Annotated in this window: 15 protein-coding genes; 4 read left to right on the forward strand and 11 right to left on the reverse strand. The window is 73.2% G+C overall.

All coding sequences use genetic code 11. The features are described from left to right. Nucleotides 1-20: 20 nt before the first annotated feature. Nucleotides 21-1439, reverse strand: a complete 1419-nt coding sequence (locus tag WFH32_RS09750) for an MFS transporter (protein ID WP_336707195.1) — start codon at nt 1437-1439, stop codon at nt 21-23. A 78-nt stretch (nt 1440-1517) separates the two neighbouring features. Between WFH32_RS09750 and WFH32_RS09755 the strand changes: the two genes are divergently transcribed. Beyond that, the gene (locus WFH32_RS09755; protein WP_191795311.1) at nt 1518-2198 is read left to right on the forward strand and encodes a helix-turn-helix domain-containing protein; all 681 of its coding nucleotides are present in this window, start codon (nt 1518-1520) and stop codon (nt 2196-2198) included. A 40-nt stretch (nt 2199-2238) separates the two neighbouring features. Here the strand turns inward: WFH32_RS09755 and WFH32_RS09760 are convergent, their stop codons facing one another. The 3 genes from WFH32_RS09760 to nrdD are packed head-to-tail and all read right to left on the reverse strand — an operon-like array spanning nt 2239 to nt 6726. Next, nucleotides 2239-3831, reverse strand: coding sequence for a sialidase family protein (locus tag WFH32_RS09760; RefSeq protein WP_336707196.1), 1593 nt, complete (start codon nt 3829-3831; stop codon nt 2239-2241). A gap of 50 nt (nt 3832-3881) precedes the next feature. After that, a complete protein-coding gene (nrdG, locus tag WFH32_RS09765; protein WP_336707198.1) occupies nt 3882-4454 on the reverse strand; it encodes an anaerobic ribonucleoside-triphosphate reductase activating protein in 573 nt (190 codons plus the stop codon). Nucleotides 4455-4461: 7 nt separating this feature from the next. Next, the gene (nrdD, locus tag WFH32_RS09770; RefSeq protein ID WP_336707199.1) at nt 4462-6726 is read right to left on the reverse strand and encodes an anaerobic ribonucleoside-triphosphate reductase; all 2265 of its coding nucleotides are present in this window, start codon (nt 6724-6726) and stop codon (nt 4462-4464) included. A gap of 336 nt (nt 6727-7062) precedes the next feature. Here nrdD and WFH32_RS09775 point away from each other — a divergent pair, with 336 nt between their 5' ends. Next, nucleotides 7063-7686 (forward strand): putative glycolipid-binding domain-containing protein, encoded by a 624-nt coding sequence (locus WFH32_RS09775; protein ID WP_336707200.1) that lies wholly within the window; start codon nt 7063-7065, stop codon nt 7684-7686. After that, nucleotides 7667-8107 (forward strand): mycothiol transferase, encoded by a 441-nt coding sequence (locus WFH32_RS09780; protein WP_336707202.1) that lies wholly within the window; start codon nt 7667-7669, stop codon nt 8105-8107. Before WFH32_RS09775 ends, WFH32_RS09780 begins: the two co-directional genes overlap by 20 nt. 2 nt (nt 8108-8109) lie before the next feature. Here the strand turns inward: WFH32_RS09780 and WFH32_RS09785 are convergent, their stop codons facing one another. The 7 genes from WFH32_RS09785 to WFH32_RS09815 all read right to left on the reverse strand — a co-directional run bounded on the left by WFH32_RS09785 (nt 8110) and on the right by WFH32_RS09815 (nt 14375). Continuing rightward, nucleotides 8110-8700: a DUF1349 domain-containing protein gene (locus WFH32_RS09785; protein WP_336707203.1), complete on the reverse strand. Its 591-nt coding sequence runs from the start codon at nt 8698-8700 to the stop codon at nt 8110-8112. A 160-nt stretch (nt 8701-8860) separates the two neighbouring features. Beyond that, nucleotides 8861-9253 carry a DUF2255 family protein gene (locus tag WFH32_RS09790; protein WP_191795320.1) on the reverse strand — a complete coding sequence of 131 codons (393 nt, stop codon included), beginning with the start codon at nt 9251-9253 and terminating at the stop codon, nt 8861-8863. Between the two features lie 163 nt (nt 9254-9416). Next, nucleotides 9417-10097, reverse strand: a complete 681-nt coding sequence (locus tag WFH32_RS09795) for a response regulator (protein WP_191795321.1) — start codon at nt 10095-10097, stop codon at nt 9417-9419. 55 nt (nt 10098-10152) lie between these two features. Then, nucleotides 10153-11430: a sensor histidine kinase gene (locus WFH32_RS09800; protein ID WP_336707205.1), complete on the reverse strand. Its 1278-nt coding sequence runs from the start codon at nt 11428-11430 to the stop codon at nt 10153-10155. Nucleotides 11431-11482: 52 nt separating this feature from the next. After that, complete coding sequence (locus tag WFH32_RS09805) at nt 11483-12574, reverse strand: D-alanine--D-alanine ligase family protein (RefSeq protein WP_336707207.1); 1092 nt, start codon at nt 12572-12574, stop codon at nt 11483-11485. Continuing rightward, complete coding sequence (alr, locus tag WFH32_RS09810; protein WP_191795324.1) at nt 12574-13737, reverse strand: alanine racemase; 1164 nt, start codon at nt 13735-13737, stop codon at nt 12574-12576. Before alr ends, WFH32_RS09805 begins: the two co-directional genes overlap by 1 nt. Next, nucleotides 13734-14375 (reverse strand): M15 family metallopeptidase, encoded by a 642-nt coding sequence (locus WFH32_RS09815; protein ID WP_191795325.1) that lies wholly within the window; start codon nt 14373-14375, stop codon nt 13734-13736. The genes alr and WFH32_RS09815 overlap by 4 nt, the downstream gene beginning before the upstream one ends. Before the next feature lie 167 nt (nt 14376-14542). Between WFH32_RS09815 and WFH32_RS09820 the strand changes: the two genes are divergently transcribed. After that, nucleotides 14543-15205 carry a DinB family protein gene (locus tag WFH32_RS09820; RefSeq protein ID WP_191795326.1) on the forward strand — a complete coding sequence of 221 codons (663 nt, stop codon included), beginning with the start codon at nt 14543-14545 and terminating at the stop codon, nt 15203-15205. Nucleotides 15206-15240: the final 35 nt, after the last annotated feature.

Genomic DNA, 15240 nt, shown 5'->3' on the forward strand with positions numbered 1-15240 from the left:
CGCCACGTGCGAGACGGGTCTCACGACACCCCGGCAGGGCTCACGGGTCGGTCGGCACGCCTGCGCACCGCGAGCGAGACCACGGCTGCGAGGGCCAGGAGGGCGGTCGCGACGAGGAAGGTCGCCCGCATCCCTGCCGCGCTCGAGGCCGCCGTGGCGTCGTGGACGGAGACCGAACCGGTCGCGGTCGCGAACACGGCACCCATGACCGAGGCGCCCGCGATGAGGCCGAGGTTGCGCGAGAGGCTCAGGACGCCCGAGACGGTCCCACGGCGGCGCCCGTCAGCCGTCGTCATGACGGCCGTGTTGTTCGCGGCCAGGAAGAGCTGGTAGCCCGGGGTCAGGACCACGAGCGCGAGCACGTAGCCGGGCAGGCCCCAGGCGTGAGGGAGCGCCACGAGCAGGACGGCCCCGGCCGTCATGGTCAGGAGAGCGGCGGTCGTCATCGCGCCCGCGCCCGCGCGGTCCACGACCTTCCCGGCGACGACCCCGGTCAGGGCCGAGACGACCGGCCCGACGGCGAGCGTGAGGCCGATCGCCGCCTCGTCCAGTCCCAGCCCACCCGCGAGGTAGAAGGGACCCACGACCAGGGTGCTCATCATCACGGTCGCGACGAGCAGGTTCATGAGCAGGCCACCGCTCAGGGCGCGGGCGCGCAGGAGCTCCCACGGCACGAGCGGTGCAGCAGACCTGCGCTCGACCACGACGAGCAGCACGACGAGGACCGCCGCGCCCGCGAGCAGGGGCCCGGCGCCGACCTGCGGGACGGCGCCGGGAGTCATCGCGAGGGCGCCCACCACCAGGGCGCCCGTGAGCACCACGGCGCCCGCGACGTCGAACCGCGCGCCAGACCGGACCGGGGCAGGTGCGTCGCCGAGGCCGCGCCAGGTCAGCACGAGGGCGACGCTCGCGAGCGGCAGCATGGCCACGAAGCCCGCCTGCCAGCCGGACGTCGCGATCAGCAGCCCGCCCCCGGCGGGACCCAGCGCGGTCCCTGCCGCAGAGGTGGTTCCCAGCAGCCCCATGGCAGCTCCGGTGTGCGCCTCGGGCACGACGTCGCGCACGAGCGCGAGGGGGAGCGCGATCATGACGGCGGCGCCGACACCTTGCAGGGAGCGGGCCGCGACGAGCACCGCCAGGCTGGGCGCCAAGGCGCAGGCGAGCGTCGCGACCGTGAACACGCCGAGGCCGGCAAGGAGCACCCGCTGTCGTCCGAGGGCGTCACCGAGCCTCCCCACGGCGACTGCGGTCACGGTCATGGCCAGCAGGTACGACAGGACGACCCACTGCACCTGGCCGAAGGGCGCCCCAAGCTCGTGCGCGAGCGTGGGCAGTGCGACGTTCGCGATGCTCGTGCCGAGCGAGGCCAGGAGCGTGGCGAGCGCGAGCGCTGCCACGAGCCTCGTCCGTGAGCGTGGTGCGTGCGGGGAGAGGTTCATGCTGACGAGGCTGCCCGCATTGACCCGTTCCTGGCAACGCTCGTTGCCAGAACTGGGACGGGATGGTGAGATGGTGCGATGGACGACCCCACGGCGGCGATCGGACGCGCACTCGACCAGGTCGGGCCACGGCTCGGCGCCCTCCGACGGCGACGCGGGATCACCCTCGCGGCGCTCGCGGGCACGACCGGGATATCCAAGAGCACGCTGTCGCGTCTCGAGACCGGGAGCCGCAAGCCCAGCCTCGAGCTCCTCCTTCTCCTTGCCCATGCCTACCGGGTGCCGCTCGACGAGCTCGTGCGCGCCCCGGAGACGGGCGACCCCCGTATCCGGCTCACACCGCGGAGGGTCAACGGCCGGGTCGTCGTGCCCCTGACCCGGCAGCCCGCGAGCCAGCACGCCTGGAAGATCCTCGTCCCGCGCAAGGCCGCCGAGCCCGTGCTCACGACGCACGAGGGCTACGAGTGGCTGTACGTGCTCACGGGCCGGCTGCGGCTCGTCGTGGGGGACCGGGACATCGTGCTCGACGCCGGGGAGGTCGCCGAGTTCGACACCCGCACGCCCCACTGGTTCGGCAGCACGGGCCAAGAGGGCGCCGAGGTGCTCAGCCTGTTCGGACCGCAGGGCGAACGGGCACACACCCGCACCGACCTCACGCCCGACGACGCGGTCGGCGGTGAGGACGCGACGACCGTCATCGACACGCCCGGTCCCGGGTCGGACACCATGTCCGCGGGCACAGTCGGCGCCACGCCCTGACCTGCGCCCCCGGGGCCCGCCCATGCCCCGGGGGCGCAGGTCACTGCGCGACCGGCACGACCTCCCCGGTCACGGTGTCCGCGCGGAACGCCCGCTCGAACCGCTCCGGCCCGGCCTGGACCGCGCACGTGACGACCGCGAAGCCGGTGGCCACGTCCTCCGGCGTCACGGTGTACGTCGGTGTGAAGTACAGGGCGTCCTCGCCGGGCGCGAGGCGCAGGGCAGGGAGCTCGGCCGCCACGTCGCCGTCGAAGCTGCCGCTCAGCGCGGCCGTGACCGGCTCCGTGCCACGGTGCCGGAAGCGTCCGGTGAACGCGAGGATGTCGCCCGCGCGCAGCCCGGGCGCGGCCGGACCGTAGTTGACGTCCTGCGCCTCGCGCGTGCCGAGGACCTGGTCGCCGTCGTACCCCTGCCCGATCTCCTTCCAGGTGTGCACGCCCCACTCGCCGCCCTCGGACGAGATGACGTGCGACGCGCCCACGGTGACCCACCGGGCGGGACGACCCGGGGTGATCGAGCGGAGCACCATGGTGAAGGCCCCGCCGTCGTCGTCCTGGTAGGTCCGAGCGGCCTCGGCGAGAGCTGCGGAGGAGAGGGCGTCGGCCTCGACGCGGGCGAACACGATCTCGCTGTACCCGTCACGCTCGTAGAGCACGCCGAGCGACCCGTCGGCGAGCACTGCCGCCGTCGAGTAGGCGCTCGAGCCCGCGCAGACCGTGAGCGCGGGCCGCCACGCCGTGCCCTCGTCGTGCGAGACGCTGAGCACGGTGTTGCGGCGCAGGTCGGCGTCGCGGTTGTTGGTCACGAGCAGGGGAGCGGCTGCGTCGGTCGCGGGCCCGAGCCGCAGGATGCTGCCGTTGTCGCTCGGGTCGGGCAGGTCCGGCACGGGTGTCAGCGGCCCGTAGGAGTGGCCGCCGTCGGTCGAGACGGCCTGCACCCGGCAGCCCTTGGCGCGAGAGCTCAGGAGCACGCGGCCGCCGCTCAGCTCGACGACCTTGTTCTCGTTCGCCCCGGGCCCCGTGGGCTCGCCGAGCGTCCAGGTGTCGCCGTGGTCGTCGGAGTACGCCGACGCCGCGCGGATCTCCCCGCCCAGGAGCAGGACCATCTGCTGGACCAGCCGCCCGGCGTACGGGCCGGTCTCGAGCTGGATCCCGGCGCCCGCCGCGGCGAAGAGGCCCGTGACGCCCTGCGGCTTGAGCGAGGCCGTCACGCGCCGGTGGGTCCAGGTGAGGCCGTCGTCGTCGGAGAACGACAGGTCGACGTGCTGGACGTCGTCCTCGGGCTCGAGCCCCTCGACCGCCTCGAAGAACCCCGCGTGGGTCCCTGCGGCGTGGAAGCAGAAGATGCGCCCGGTGACGCGGTCGACGAGCAGGCTCGGGTCGCCGAACCCCTGGAGCCCCGTGCCGACCCGCACGTCCTGCTGCGGGCCCCACGTGCGGCCGTGGTCGAGGCTGCGCCGGACCAGGAGGTCGATCGTGTTCGGCAGGTCGTCGAGGTTGGGGCGTCCGTCGTACGCCGCGAGGACCGTGCCGCGCGTCGAGACGGCCAGGGCGGGGATGCGGTACTGGCGGTGCCCGCCGACGCCGCGGGCGGCGAGCACCAGGTGGGTGAGTTCGTGGGGGTTCGTGCGCATCCCCTAGATGTACCCCGGCCCGTGCCCCGGGCCAAGCTCCGTCGGGCAGGTCAGGCGGACCGGGCCTCGCGCGCCGCCGTCCACGGGACCGCGCGACCCGCGGCGAGCGAGGCCCGGACCGACAGGACACGCTGGTTCGTGCTCCCGCGGAACGGCAGCGTGAGGTCCCGGTGCGCGATCTCGAACCGGCCGTCGACCAGGACGTCGAGCTCGGCGAGGAGCTCCTGCTTGTCGCCCGACCCCGCGCGGAGCTCCTCGAACGTGTAGCCGGTCCAGCACCACACGTCCTTGCCCCGTCCGTGCTGCGCGCGCAGGCGCCGCACGAGGCGCAGGCACACGCCCGTGTTGAGGAACGGCTCGCCGCCGAGCAGGGACAGGCCCTGCACGGACTCGTGCGCGAGGTCCGCGAGGATCCGCTCCTCGAGCTCGTCGGTGTACGGGGACCCGTAGCGAAAGCTCCACGTCGCCTCGTTGAAGCAGCCCTCGCACGCGAACAGGCACCCGCTCACGTACAGGCTGCAGCGCACGCCCTCGCCGTCGACGAACACGAACGGCTTGTAGTCCGCGACGTGCCCCTGGCTGAAACGCTCCGCGAGCCAGTCGGGCTGCGGGTCCCGCGACACGACGACCTCAGGCTTCCGCTGGGCCGGCGTCGACCACGGCGCTCGCGGACCCGGGCTCGTCGAGGGCACCCAGGCTCACGGCCCCCGCCATGTGCTTGACGCGCGAGGAGATCTCGACGTGCCGCCCGTGCACCATGGGGCGCTGCTGCGGGTTGCCGAGGTACCCGCACGTGCGCTTGACGACGTCGCACGTGCGCGGGTCCGTGTTGCCGCAGCCCGGGCACGCGAAGCCGCGCGCCGTCGGGGTGAAGTCGCCCGCGTACCCGCACGCGTAGCACCGGTCGATCGGGGTGTTCGTACCGAGGTACCCCACCCGGTCGTAGGCGTAGTCCCACACGGCCTCGAGCGCCTTCGGGTTCTGCTGGAGCACCGGGTACTCGCAGTAGTGGATGAACCCGCCCGAGGCGTACTGCGGGTAGTCCATCTCGAAGTCGAGCTTCTCGAACGGCGTCGGGTCCTTGCGCACGTCGTAGTGGAAGCTGTTCGTGTAGTACTCCTTGTCGGTGATGTCGGCCACCACCCCGAACTTCTCCCGGTCGAGCCGCGCGAACCGGTCCGTGAGGCTCTCGCTCGGCGTCGAGTAGACGCTGAACTGGTAGCCGTGCTCGGCCGTCCAGGCGGACGTGTGCTCCTTGAGGGTCCGCAGCACGCGCAGCGTCATCTCCTTCGCCTCGGGGTCGGCCTCCCAGGCGCCGCCGAAGAACGCGGCCGCGACCTCGTACAGCCCGATGTACCCGAGCGAGACGGTCGCGCGCCCGTCGCGGAAGAGCTGGTCGACGTCGTCGTCCGGGGCCAGGCGCTCGCCGAACGCGCCGTGCACGTACAGGATCGGGGCGTTGCCAGGGACGGCTTCCTTGCAGCGCTCGACGCGGTAGACGAGCGCGTCGCGCACGGTCACGAGCCGCTCCGCCAGGATGTCCCAGAACGCCTCCTGGCTGCCCTGGGCCTCCAGGGCGATGCGGGGCAGGTTGAGCGTCACGACGCCCAGGTTCATGCGGCCTTCCACGACGTCGTTGCCCTCCTGGTCCGACCAGCCCTGGAGGAACGAGCGGCAGCCCATGGGCATCTTGAAGCTGCCCGTGAGCTCGACGATCTTGTCGTAGCTCAGCACGTCGGGGTACATGCGCTTGGTCGCGCACTCCACGGCGAGCTCCTTGATGTCGTAGTTCTCGTCGCCCGGCTCGAGGTTGACCCCGCGGCGCAGGGTGTAGATGAGCTTGGGGAAGATCGCGGTGCGGCCCTCCGCGCCCAGGCCCTTGATGCGGATCTGCAGGATCGCGCGCTGGATCTCGCGTTCGAGCCACCCCGTCCCCAACCCGAAGCCGACCGACGTGAACGGCGTCTGCCCGTTGGACGTGAACAGCGTGTTGATCTCGTACTCGAGGCTCTGCATCGCGTCGTAGATGTCCTTGGCCGTCTTGGCCCGCGCGTACGCGTCGTGCGTCGAGGTGTCGGGGAGCCAGTGCTCGGCCTCGACCAGGTGCTTGGCGTAGTTGAGCTCGGCGTACGGAGCCAGGAGCTCGTCGATCCGGTTGACCGAGCAGCCGCCGTACTGGCTCGAGGCGACGTTCGCGATGATCTGCGTGATCTGCGCGGCCGCGGTCTGGATCGAGCGGGGCGGCTCGACCTGCGCGTTGCCGACGCGGAACCCCTCGGACAGCATCGTCCGGAAGTCGATCAGGCAGCAGTTCGTCATGGGCGCGTACGGGTGGTAGTCGAGGTCGTGGTAGTGGATGTCGCCCTTCTGGTGGGCGTTCGCGACGTGCGGGGGCAGCATGCGCAGACCGATCGCCTTGCCGACCGCGCCGGCCGTCAGGTCGCGCTGGGTGTTGAAGACGTCCGAGTCCTTGTTGGCGTTCTCGTTGACGACCGCCGAGTCCTTGCTGATCAGACCCACGATCGAGTGGTTGAGGTCGGTCGACCGGCTGCGCGCGAAGTCCCGCTGGACGCGGTAGTCGATGTAGGCGCGCGCCACCTCGTACTCGCGCGACTCGAGCAGCTCGTGCTCGACCACGGCCTGGATCTCGTAGATCTGCACGACGCCCGCGAAGCGCACCGAGATCTCCGCGACCACCCGGTCGAGCACCGCGTCGAGAGCGCGCTCGTGGAACGGCGTCGCTGCCCCGTGGACCTCCTCGTAGGCCTTCCTGAGCGCGGCGCGGATCCGGGAGTCGTCGAACGCGAGCGCTCGACCGTCACGCTTGAGCACCGTGAGGCCGCTCGTCGACCCCGACGTGACGTCCTCGCCCTGCTCGATCCCGACCAGGCCCATGCGACCACAACCTCTCTGTGTGACGCTCGGGGCCTGCCTGGACGGGCAGCCCGGAGCGTCGATGAAGACTAGATGTAGTAGCAATTACACCCGGCAGATCCCACATGTAGTGGCCAATCTCGGGCGCGCCGGGACCTTCCTCCCTGAGGTCGGGACGTTGGTCACCCGTTCGGGGGACCTTGGGGAACGGCGTGTCGTGGCACGTTCCCGGGAGGTGACCGGGGCCGCCGCCTGCCCGGTCGGCGGGCGACCCGCTGTCGAGCCTCTGCGAAGCCTGGTAGACCGGGCAGGGGGAGCGGTGCGCTGGTGACCTCCCGTAGACGAAGGAGGCAGGACATGACCCGTCGGCACGTCACGTGGGTGGGCGAGGGCGACCCCGACCGCGTCGACGCCGCGGTCCTGTCGCTCGGCGCCGACCGGTTCGAAGGTCTGGGCACCTCCTGCTCGACGACGTGGGTCATGTCGTGGTCGCTGACCCTCGGACCGAGGTGGGTCACGCGACGGCTCGACGTGACCGTCCGTGGGCAGGACTGGTCCAGGGACCTACGGCTCGAACGCAGCATCGCCGGAGAATGGAGCGCTCGCGTCGGACATGTCGGGTCGGCCCCTGTCGACCTCGCGACCCCCGGCATCGACGACCCGTCGGTGCTCACGGACGCGCTCGACTGCGACCTTGCGCTGTGCCCCGTCACGAACTCCATGCCCGTCCTGCGCCTCGGGTTGACGGGACCGGAAGCCGCCGCCGAGCCGGTCCGGCTGACCATGGCCTGGGTCGAGGTCCCGTCACTGCGTGTGCTGCGCAGCGAGCAGGAGTACACGGCGAACGCCCCCTACGACCCCGAGGCCGGTCTCGCGGTCGTCAGGTACGCGAGCGCGACCCGCGACGTCACCGCGGACCTCACCGTCGACGAGGACGGGATCGTCATCGACTACCCGCACCTTGCCCGTCGGACACGCTGAACGCGCGTCCGCACCGTGCGGTTCCGGCAGGTCGCTGTGGTTCTCGACCAAGCTCCACGGACGCCCTCCCGGGGAACCCTGGGACACGGTCGACTGGGACCGCGACCCGCAGTGGCCGTGGACCTCGGCCGCGCAGGACTCGCCGGGAGACCTGTACGACCTGTGGCGCGCCGCCGTCGTCGGCTCACGCGCGGCGATCGACGAGGCGCTCGCGGACGGCGGCCTCGACCGCCGTCTCGTCTGGCAGCCCGAGGTCGGGGACGGCGGGGAACGGTCGAGCCTGCGCAGGGTCCTGGTCGACCTGATCGAGGAGTACGCCCGGCACGTGGGGCACGCCGACCTGATCCGTGAGTCGATCGACGGCCTGGTCGGTGAGGACCCGTCGGGGGTCCCCGCGGTGTACCCGGTGCGCGAACCTTGAGGTCAGCTCCCGTCGCGCAGGTCGCCGGGCGCGGTGTCGTCGAGCGCGATCCGGTCGAAGACCGCGGTGCACGTCGTCCCCAGGGGAGCCTGTGCCAGGAAGCCCACCCGGACCGGAAGCTCGGAGTAAAGGCGGAAGAGGCGGACGAACTCCCAGGTCTCGCCGTCGCGCGAGGCGTGGAACGCCCAGGCGGGGCCGGTCCGCACGACCCGCAGGTGCACGCTCTCGTCGTCGACGTCCCAGGAGTTGCAGTCGTCGGTGTACTCGTTCGTGACGGTCGAGACGACCATGGCGCGGCCGTTCGGCGCCTGCTCGAAGCAGAGCTTGGCCCAGTGCGCGTCGTCGGCCCACAGGACCAGGGCGCCCGCGTCGAACGTCGTGCGCTCGGTCGTCACCCGGACCCGGGCGGACAGCGCGATCTCGGCCGGTGCGTCGAACACCAGCGCCGGGGCCGCGTGCTGGGGCGGGGCGCCCAGGGCGTCGTTGGTCCAGTCGGTGCCGGCGGGCGCCGTCAGGGTCACGGCGTCGTCGGCGACCTGACCTGCGCCTTCGTGGGACAACCAGTGCAGCGGGGGGAGGGAGATCTTCGTCACGCCGACACCCTACCCACGTTCGTCCTCGAGTGTGGAAGCGCTCCCGTGCGGCGCGTGACGCCGTCGGGCGCACTGCCGTCCCGGGGGGCGGTGGGGCGGTCGGACCCGGTCGTCGGATGCCGTCGCTCCCGTCGCGCGAGCGCGCGCCCTCAGCAGTCCGTCAGGACGGGCGCGGGTCCAGCCGGAACGTCGCCGCGGCGCCCGCCGCCCCGGTCACGGAGCCGACGATCGCCGGCCCGTAGCGGTCGTACTTCGCGTGGTAGGCCGCGTCGACCGCCGGGTGCACCGAGTCGTCGGGCTCGACGAACACGACGTCCTTCTCGACCCCGCCCGCACGGACCCGGCCTCGCGGATCGGCCAGGGCGCGACGGAACCAGCCGTTCTCCCGGCCGTAGGCCGACCGGACGTAGACGTCGTCGCCCACCCGCACGACCCAGATGGTCACGAACGGCCGCAGGCTCCCGTCGGCGCGCAGCGAAGAGACCTGGAGCTCCTCGGCACGGCCGACCCGCTCCAGCTCGTCGTCGGTCCAGGTGGTCGTCGATGCGGTCATGGCTCGCGCTCCTCGGTGGTCGGTGGCGTCGATCGGTGGGACCGGGCCGACGGACGCGGTCCCGTGGACCGTCTCCTGTCCGAACGTACGTCGGACCGCTACGTCGCGGGAGGTTCTCCTGGTACCCCGCACGCCTGGCACGCGCGGTCGGAGGACGAGCCGGTCAGCGGTCGGTGTCGACGAGCCGGTGCTCGTGCGCGTAGACGACCACCTGCACGCGGTCGCGCAGGTCGAGCTTGCGCAGGATCGCGCCGACGTGCGTCTTGACGGTCGACTCGCTCACGAACAGCCGCGCCCCGATCTCGGCGTTCGACATCCCCGTGGCGACGAGGACGAGAACCCTGCGCTCCTTGGTCGTGAGCGACCCGACCTCCCCAGGGACCGGGGCGACGGCGCGGAACCTGCCGTCGAGGAGCGTCGTCAGGTCCTGCGGGGCCATGACGGCGTTGCCGGCGTGCACCGTGCGGACGCAGTGGGCGAGCTGCTCGGGGCTCGAGTCCTTGAGGAGGAACCCGCTCGCACCGTAGCGGATCGCGGTCGCAGCCCGGTCGTCGAGGTCGAAGGTCGTCAGGACGACGACCCGGACCGGTCGCGTCCGACCCGCGGCCCGCGTCGGGGCGAAGATCTGCCGGGTGGCCTCCACTCCGTCGAGCACGGGCATGCGGAGGTCCATGAGCACCACGTCCGGCACCAGCTCGTCGACCAGACGCACGGCCTCCCGGCCGTCTGCCGCCGACCCGACCACCCGGATGCCGGGCTGGGCGTCGAGGATCACCCCGACGCCCTGCCGGAAGAGCTCCTGGTCGTCGACGAGCAGGACGCGGACGTCCTCGGCGGTGGTCATACGGCTCCTCGGGGGTGGTGGTGCGGTGGGCCGGGCGGTCTGCGGCGGCCGCTCCTCAGGACAGGGGAACGTACGCGCTCGCCGTGAACGTCGCGCCACCGTCCGGCAGGGGCGCGGTGCGGACCGACAGGTGGCCGCCGAAGGGTTCGAGCCGCTGACGCAGCCCGGCGATCCCGCGTCCTCCGACGCCGCGCTCGGTCCCGGGGGAGACGGCGTTCGCCACCTCGACGAGCAGGTACGTCGTCCGCCCCGAGGGGCCGGTCCGTGCGGTGCGTGCCGGCTCCGTGCACCACGACCGGCGGACCGAGACGGCGCGGTCCCGGCAGCCGTGCTTGAGCGCGTTCGTCAGCATCTCCTGGAGCACCCGGAACGCGACAGTCTGCTCCTCGGGGGTCAGGTCGCGCGGCTCGCCCGACTCGGCGTCCTCGACCTGGACGCCTGCGGTGCGGACGTCGTCGATCAGGGACTGCAGACTCCCCTGCGGGAGCAACCCGGCGGGGGTGGGCGTCCCGGTCGAGCCGAGGACGGCCCGGACGTCGCGCAACGACTGACGTGCGGAGGCCGCGATGCTCGCCATGGCCCGCTTGGCGGCGTCGGGATCGTCGTCGGCGAGGTACTGGGCGGACTCGGCCTGGGCGAGGATCACGGCGAGCGAGTGCCCGACGACGTCGTGGACGTCCCGCGCCAGACGGGCGTTCCCGGCCTGGAGGCGCGCGATCTCTGTCGCCGCCGCGCGCTCCTCCCGGGCCTCGTCGAGGGCCGCGAGAGCCGCCTGCTCGTCCTGTCGGGACAGGCTCGTGCGCTCGCGGCCCCGGAGCACCAGACCGAGGAACCAGGGCAGCAGGAAGTACGCGAGCGACCCGAACCCGACCAGGGCCGGACCGACGAGGTCCCCGCCCCCCGAGGACAGCAGGATCGCCACGAGGTCGCTGGAGACGTACACGCCGTCGCTGCCGAGGTACATGAACGCGAGGACCGGGGCGAACGGGAGCGCGACGCCACTGAGCCACAGGACCGGCGTCGACCCGTACCGCGACGTCCCGAAAGCGACGAGGGGAGCGGTGAGCTGGACGGCGAGGAGCGCAGCCCCGGTCGTGACCTGGAACAGGCCGGTCACGAGGAGCAGACCGAGCGCGAGCCCCGGGGCCCGGCGGAAGAGCGCGCAGGCGAGAGCCGTCGTCAGGACGACCGCGACGCCGGCGACGAGGCGCGCGTCGGTCACCCGTGCGTCCCGGGCGACCTCGACGAATCCCGCGACGACGACGAGCAGGGCGACGGTCGGGGCCGGCCAGGTGGCTGCGACGCGAGGCGTCACGGGGTGGGGCGGGCTCACTCCCGGATGCTCCCACGCCCGACCGGCCCGGACGGACGACCGTCGACGACCATCAGGCGGCGAGCCCGCTCGTCGGGGCCGGTCCGGCGGTCGATGCCGCGGCCGCGAGCACGAGCCCTTCGACCAGGTCCTCGTAGCGCGTCCCCAGCGCGGCGAACATCTTCGGCACCTGGGACGTCGCCGTCATCCCGGGCATCGTGTTGACCTCGTTGAGGACCAGTCCGTGCACGGGGGACAGGAAGAAGTCGAAGCGGGCGACACCGCGGCAGCCGAGCGCGTCGAACAGTGCGAGCGCGGCGTCGCGGAGAGTCGTCTGCTCGGCCGGTGAGACAGGGGCGGGCAGCAGGAACGTCGGGTCGTCGTCGTACTTGTCGGCCGTGTCGAACACTCCGCCGGTCGCGACCACGATCTCGAGGGGCGGCCCCACGACGCGCGCACCGCCGGCGGTCTCGAGGACCGCGACGTCGATCTCGCGCCCGACCACGAAGTCCTCGACCAGGACCCGGTCGTCGAGCAGGCCCGCACGGGCCACGGACTCGCGCAGCTCGGCGTCGTCGCGCGCGACCGCGACACCGTGGCTCGACCCCGACGCCACGGGCTTGACCACGACGGGGAACGCCCGGACCGTCGGGAGCGGCGACCGCGCGTCCACCAGCGTCCCCTCGGCGACGGCGATGCCGAGCGCCTGCGCCACGAGCTTGGTGGCCCACTTGTCCATGGCCAGCGCCCCACCGCGCACGCCCGACCCGACGTACGGGATCCCCGCGAGGTCGAGCAGGCCGGCGAGGGTGCCGTCCTCGCCCCGAGGGCCGTGGACGGCGGGAAAGGCGACGTCGCACCCGCTGAGGATCCCGACGGCGGCCGTGAGGCTCACGGCGACGCCGGCTCCGAGCGGCCCGTTCGCGTCGGACCACCGCCCGTCCCGGCCGATCGTCAGGCGCACGACGTCGACGTCGCGCGCCTCGAGCGCGTCACCGATCGACGCCGCGGTCGCCAGGGACACGTCGTGCTCACAGCTCCGTCCGCCGCCGATCACGGCGACGCGCAGCCGTGCCCCCGTCCTGGTTCCGGCAAGCCCGCTCTCGGCGTGCCCGACCTCGCTGGTCTCGCGGGTCTCGTGGGTCGCGTGGGTCGCGGTCCCCATCAGTGGTCCTCCTCGACGTGGCGGCGGTCGACGCGCGGGCCGATGCCTGTGACGATCTCGTGCTCGATGGTGCCCGCCCAGCGCGCCCACTCGTGGGTCGTGGGCTCCCCGCCGGCGCCGGGTCCGAGGACCACGGCGGTGTCCCCGGCGACCACTGGTAGCGCCCCGACGTCGACGACCACCTGGTCCATCGAGACGAGGCCCACGACGGGGCAGCGCCGCCCGTGCAGCAGGACCGACGCACGTCCGGACGCGATCCGGGGGATGCCGTCGGCGTACCCCACGGGCAGCAGCGCGAGCCGCGTCGCGCGGGGGAGCACGTGCGCGTCGCCGTACCCGACGCGCTGCCCTGCACGGGCCTCTCGCACCGCGACGACGGGTGCGAGCAGGGTCAGGGCGGGACGCAGCGGCGCCCCGGTGCGGGCAGGATCGATCCCGACCAGGCCTGCCCCGACACGGCACAGGTCGAGCCGCGCGCGGGGGTCGGTCAGCGCGGCGGGCGTGCCGCCCAGGTGCCGGACCGTCGGGCGCAGGCCGGCTGCGTGCGCGACCCGCGTCGCACGGTCGAACCGGTCGAGGTCGCGCGTCGTCGTCGGGTGCCCGGGGCGATCGGCGCATCCGAGGTGACCCATGAGGCCGTGCACGACGACCTCCCGGGCCTCCTCGGCCGTGCGCGCCTCGGTGCACAGGCGGCCCCAGGAGTCCTGCCCGGCCCCGTCGCGCGACATGCCGATGTCGACGTGCAGGTGGATCGTCGCGGTGACGCCCGTGCGTCGCACGGCCGCGCGGATCGCCTCGAGGTGGTCGAGGCTCGGGACGGCGAGGTCGACCCGGGCGTGCAGCGCGGGGCGGAAGTCGGTCGCGGGGGCATTGAGCCAGCTCAGGACCGGGACGTCGATGCCCGCACGTCGCAGCGCGACCGCCTCGGTGACCGAGGTGACGCCGAGCGCGCTCGCGCCACCGGCGAGCGCGGCCCGGGCCAGGGCGACCGCCCCGTGCCCGTAGCCGTCGGCCTTCACGACCGCCAGGAGGGGCGTGCCCGTGAGCCGGGTGATCGTGCGGGCGTTCGCCCGCAGGGCGGCGAGGTCGACGAGCGCGGTCGGGCGGCTCACGACGGTCGTCCGCTGACCGCCGGCGCGTCGGTGCAGGAGGTCGGTCCTCATGCTGCGGCCACCGACCGCTCCACGGGCCCGTAGAGGGCGTGCGGTGCACCCGTGACCAGCGCCCAGTACCGGTCTCCGTAGCTCCAGTGCCACCACTCGGTCGGGTAGTTGACCAGCCCGGCCTGGGTCAGGGCGCGGGCGAGGAGGTCGCGGTACGCGCGCGCCGCCGGTGCGATGCCGGGGGCTGCGAAGTAGCAGGTGCCGCCGCTCTCCTCGGGCGTCGCGTCGAGCGGGCAGCCCATGTCGACCTCTCGGCCCCGGGCATCGACCAGGGTCAGGTCCACCGCGGCCCCCGCCACGTGGGGTGCCACGTCGAGCGGTGCGACGTAGCGCGTCGAGAGCTCCACGATCTCCCACGGTGCGAGGTCCGGTCGGCGGGCACGCAGCGACGACGTGTATCGAGCGATGATCTCGGCCTGCGAGGCCACTGGACGGTAGCCCTCGGACAGCGAGAGGCGCAGCCCGTCGGGGAGCGCGCGCTGCGCGGCGACGAGCCGGTCGGCGAGACCTGCCCGCACGTGACGCGCCGCGGTGCCCGCGGGGCCGTCGATCCAGGTGAGCTCGACGAGCGGGTCGCCGTCGTCCTGGAGCGGGACGAGTCGGACCTGCGGGTCGCCGATCAGCGTGGGGTTGGGCATGGCACGACGCTAGGTCGCGGGCCACGGCTCCGGCCTCCACCTGGGGTACCGGTCGTCGGTCCCTGGGGTCCGCCCTGGGTCCCCCCACGGGGTGACACCAGGGCGGAGGGCTCCCGCGCGCTGTGGGTGCCGTTGCGGTTCCCGCGGCGCCGCGCGAGACTCGGTCGATGGCGAGCCCGCGCACCACGACGACCGACGACAAGGACGTCCTGCACCGGTATCTCCAGGCGGCGCGTGACGCGCTGCTCTGGAAGGTCGAGGGGCTCGACGAGCGCGCGGCCCGCTGGCCCTGGACGCCCACGGGGACGAACCTGCTCGGGCTGGTCAAGCACGCCGCGGGGGTCGAGGTCGGCTACTTCGGCCAGACGTTCGGTCGCGAGTGGCCGAGCCCGGACGAGATGCCCTGGATCGCCGACGACGCCGAGGACGACGCCGACATGTGGGCCACCGTGGACGAGCCGGTCGACGCGGTCGTCGATCTCTACCGCCGGGTCTGGGCCTTCGCCGACGAGACGATCGCGACGCGTGACCTCGACGCGACCGGGCGGGTCCCCTGGTGGCCCGCCGGGCGTGCCGACGTCACGCTCCTCCAGGTCATGGCTCACGTCACGGGCGACCTGGCTCGCCATGCCGGCCACGCGGACGTCCTGCGCGAGCTGACCGACGGGAGTGCGGGGCTCAGGGCCGACGACGACAACCTGACGCCCCGCTCGGCAGCCGACCGGTCCCGGCACGTCGACCGGCTGCGTGCGGTCGCGGACGAGGCCCAGCGACGCTCGGAAGCGCTTGGCGGCGCGCGCGGTACCCACGGCGCGGGGCCGCGCGCCTGACCGACCCCGCGCAGGCCCGCGGGGTGCAGACCAGC

It is taken from the genome of Oerskovia sp. USHLN155 (assembly GCF_037145535.1).
Taxonomy (GTDB): Bacteria; Actinomycetota; Actinomycetes; order Actinomycetales; family Cellulomonadaceae; genus Oerskovia; species Oerskovia rustica.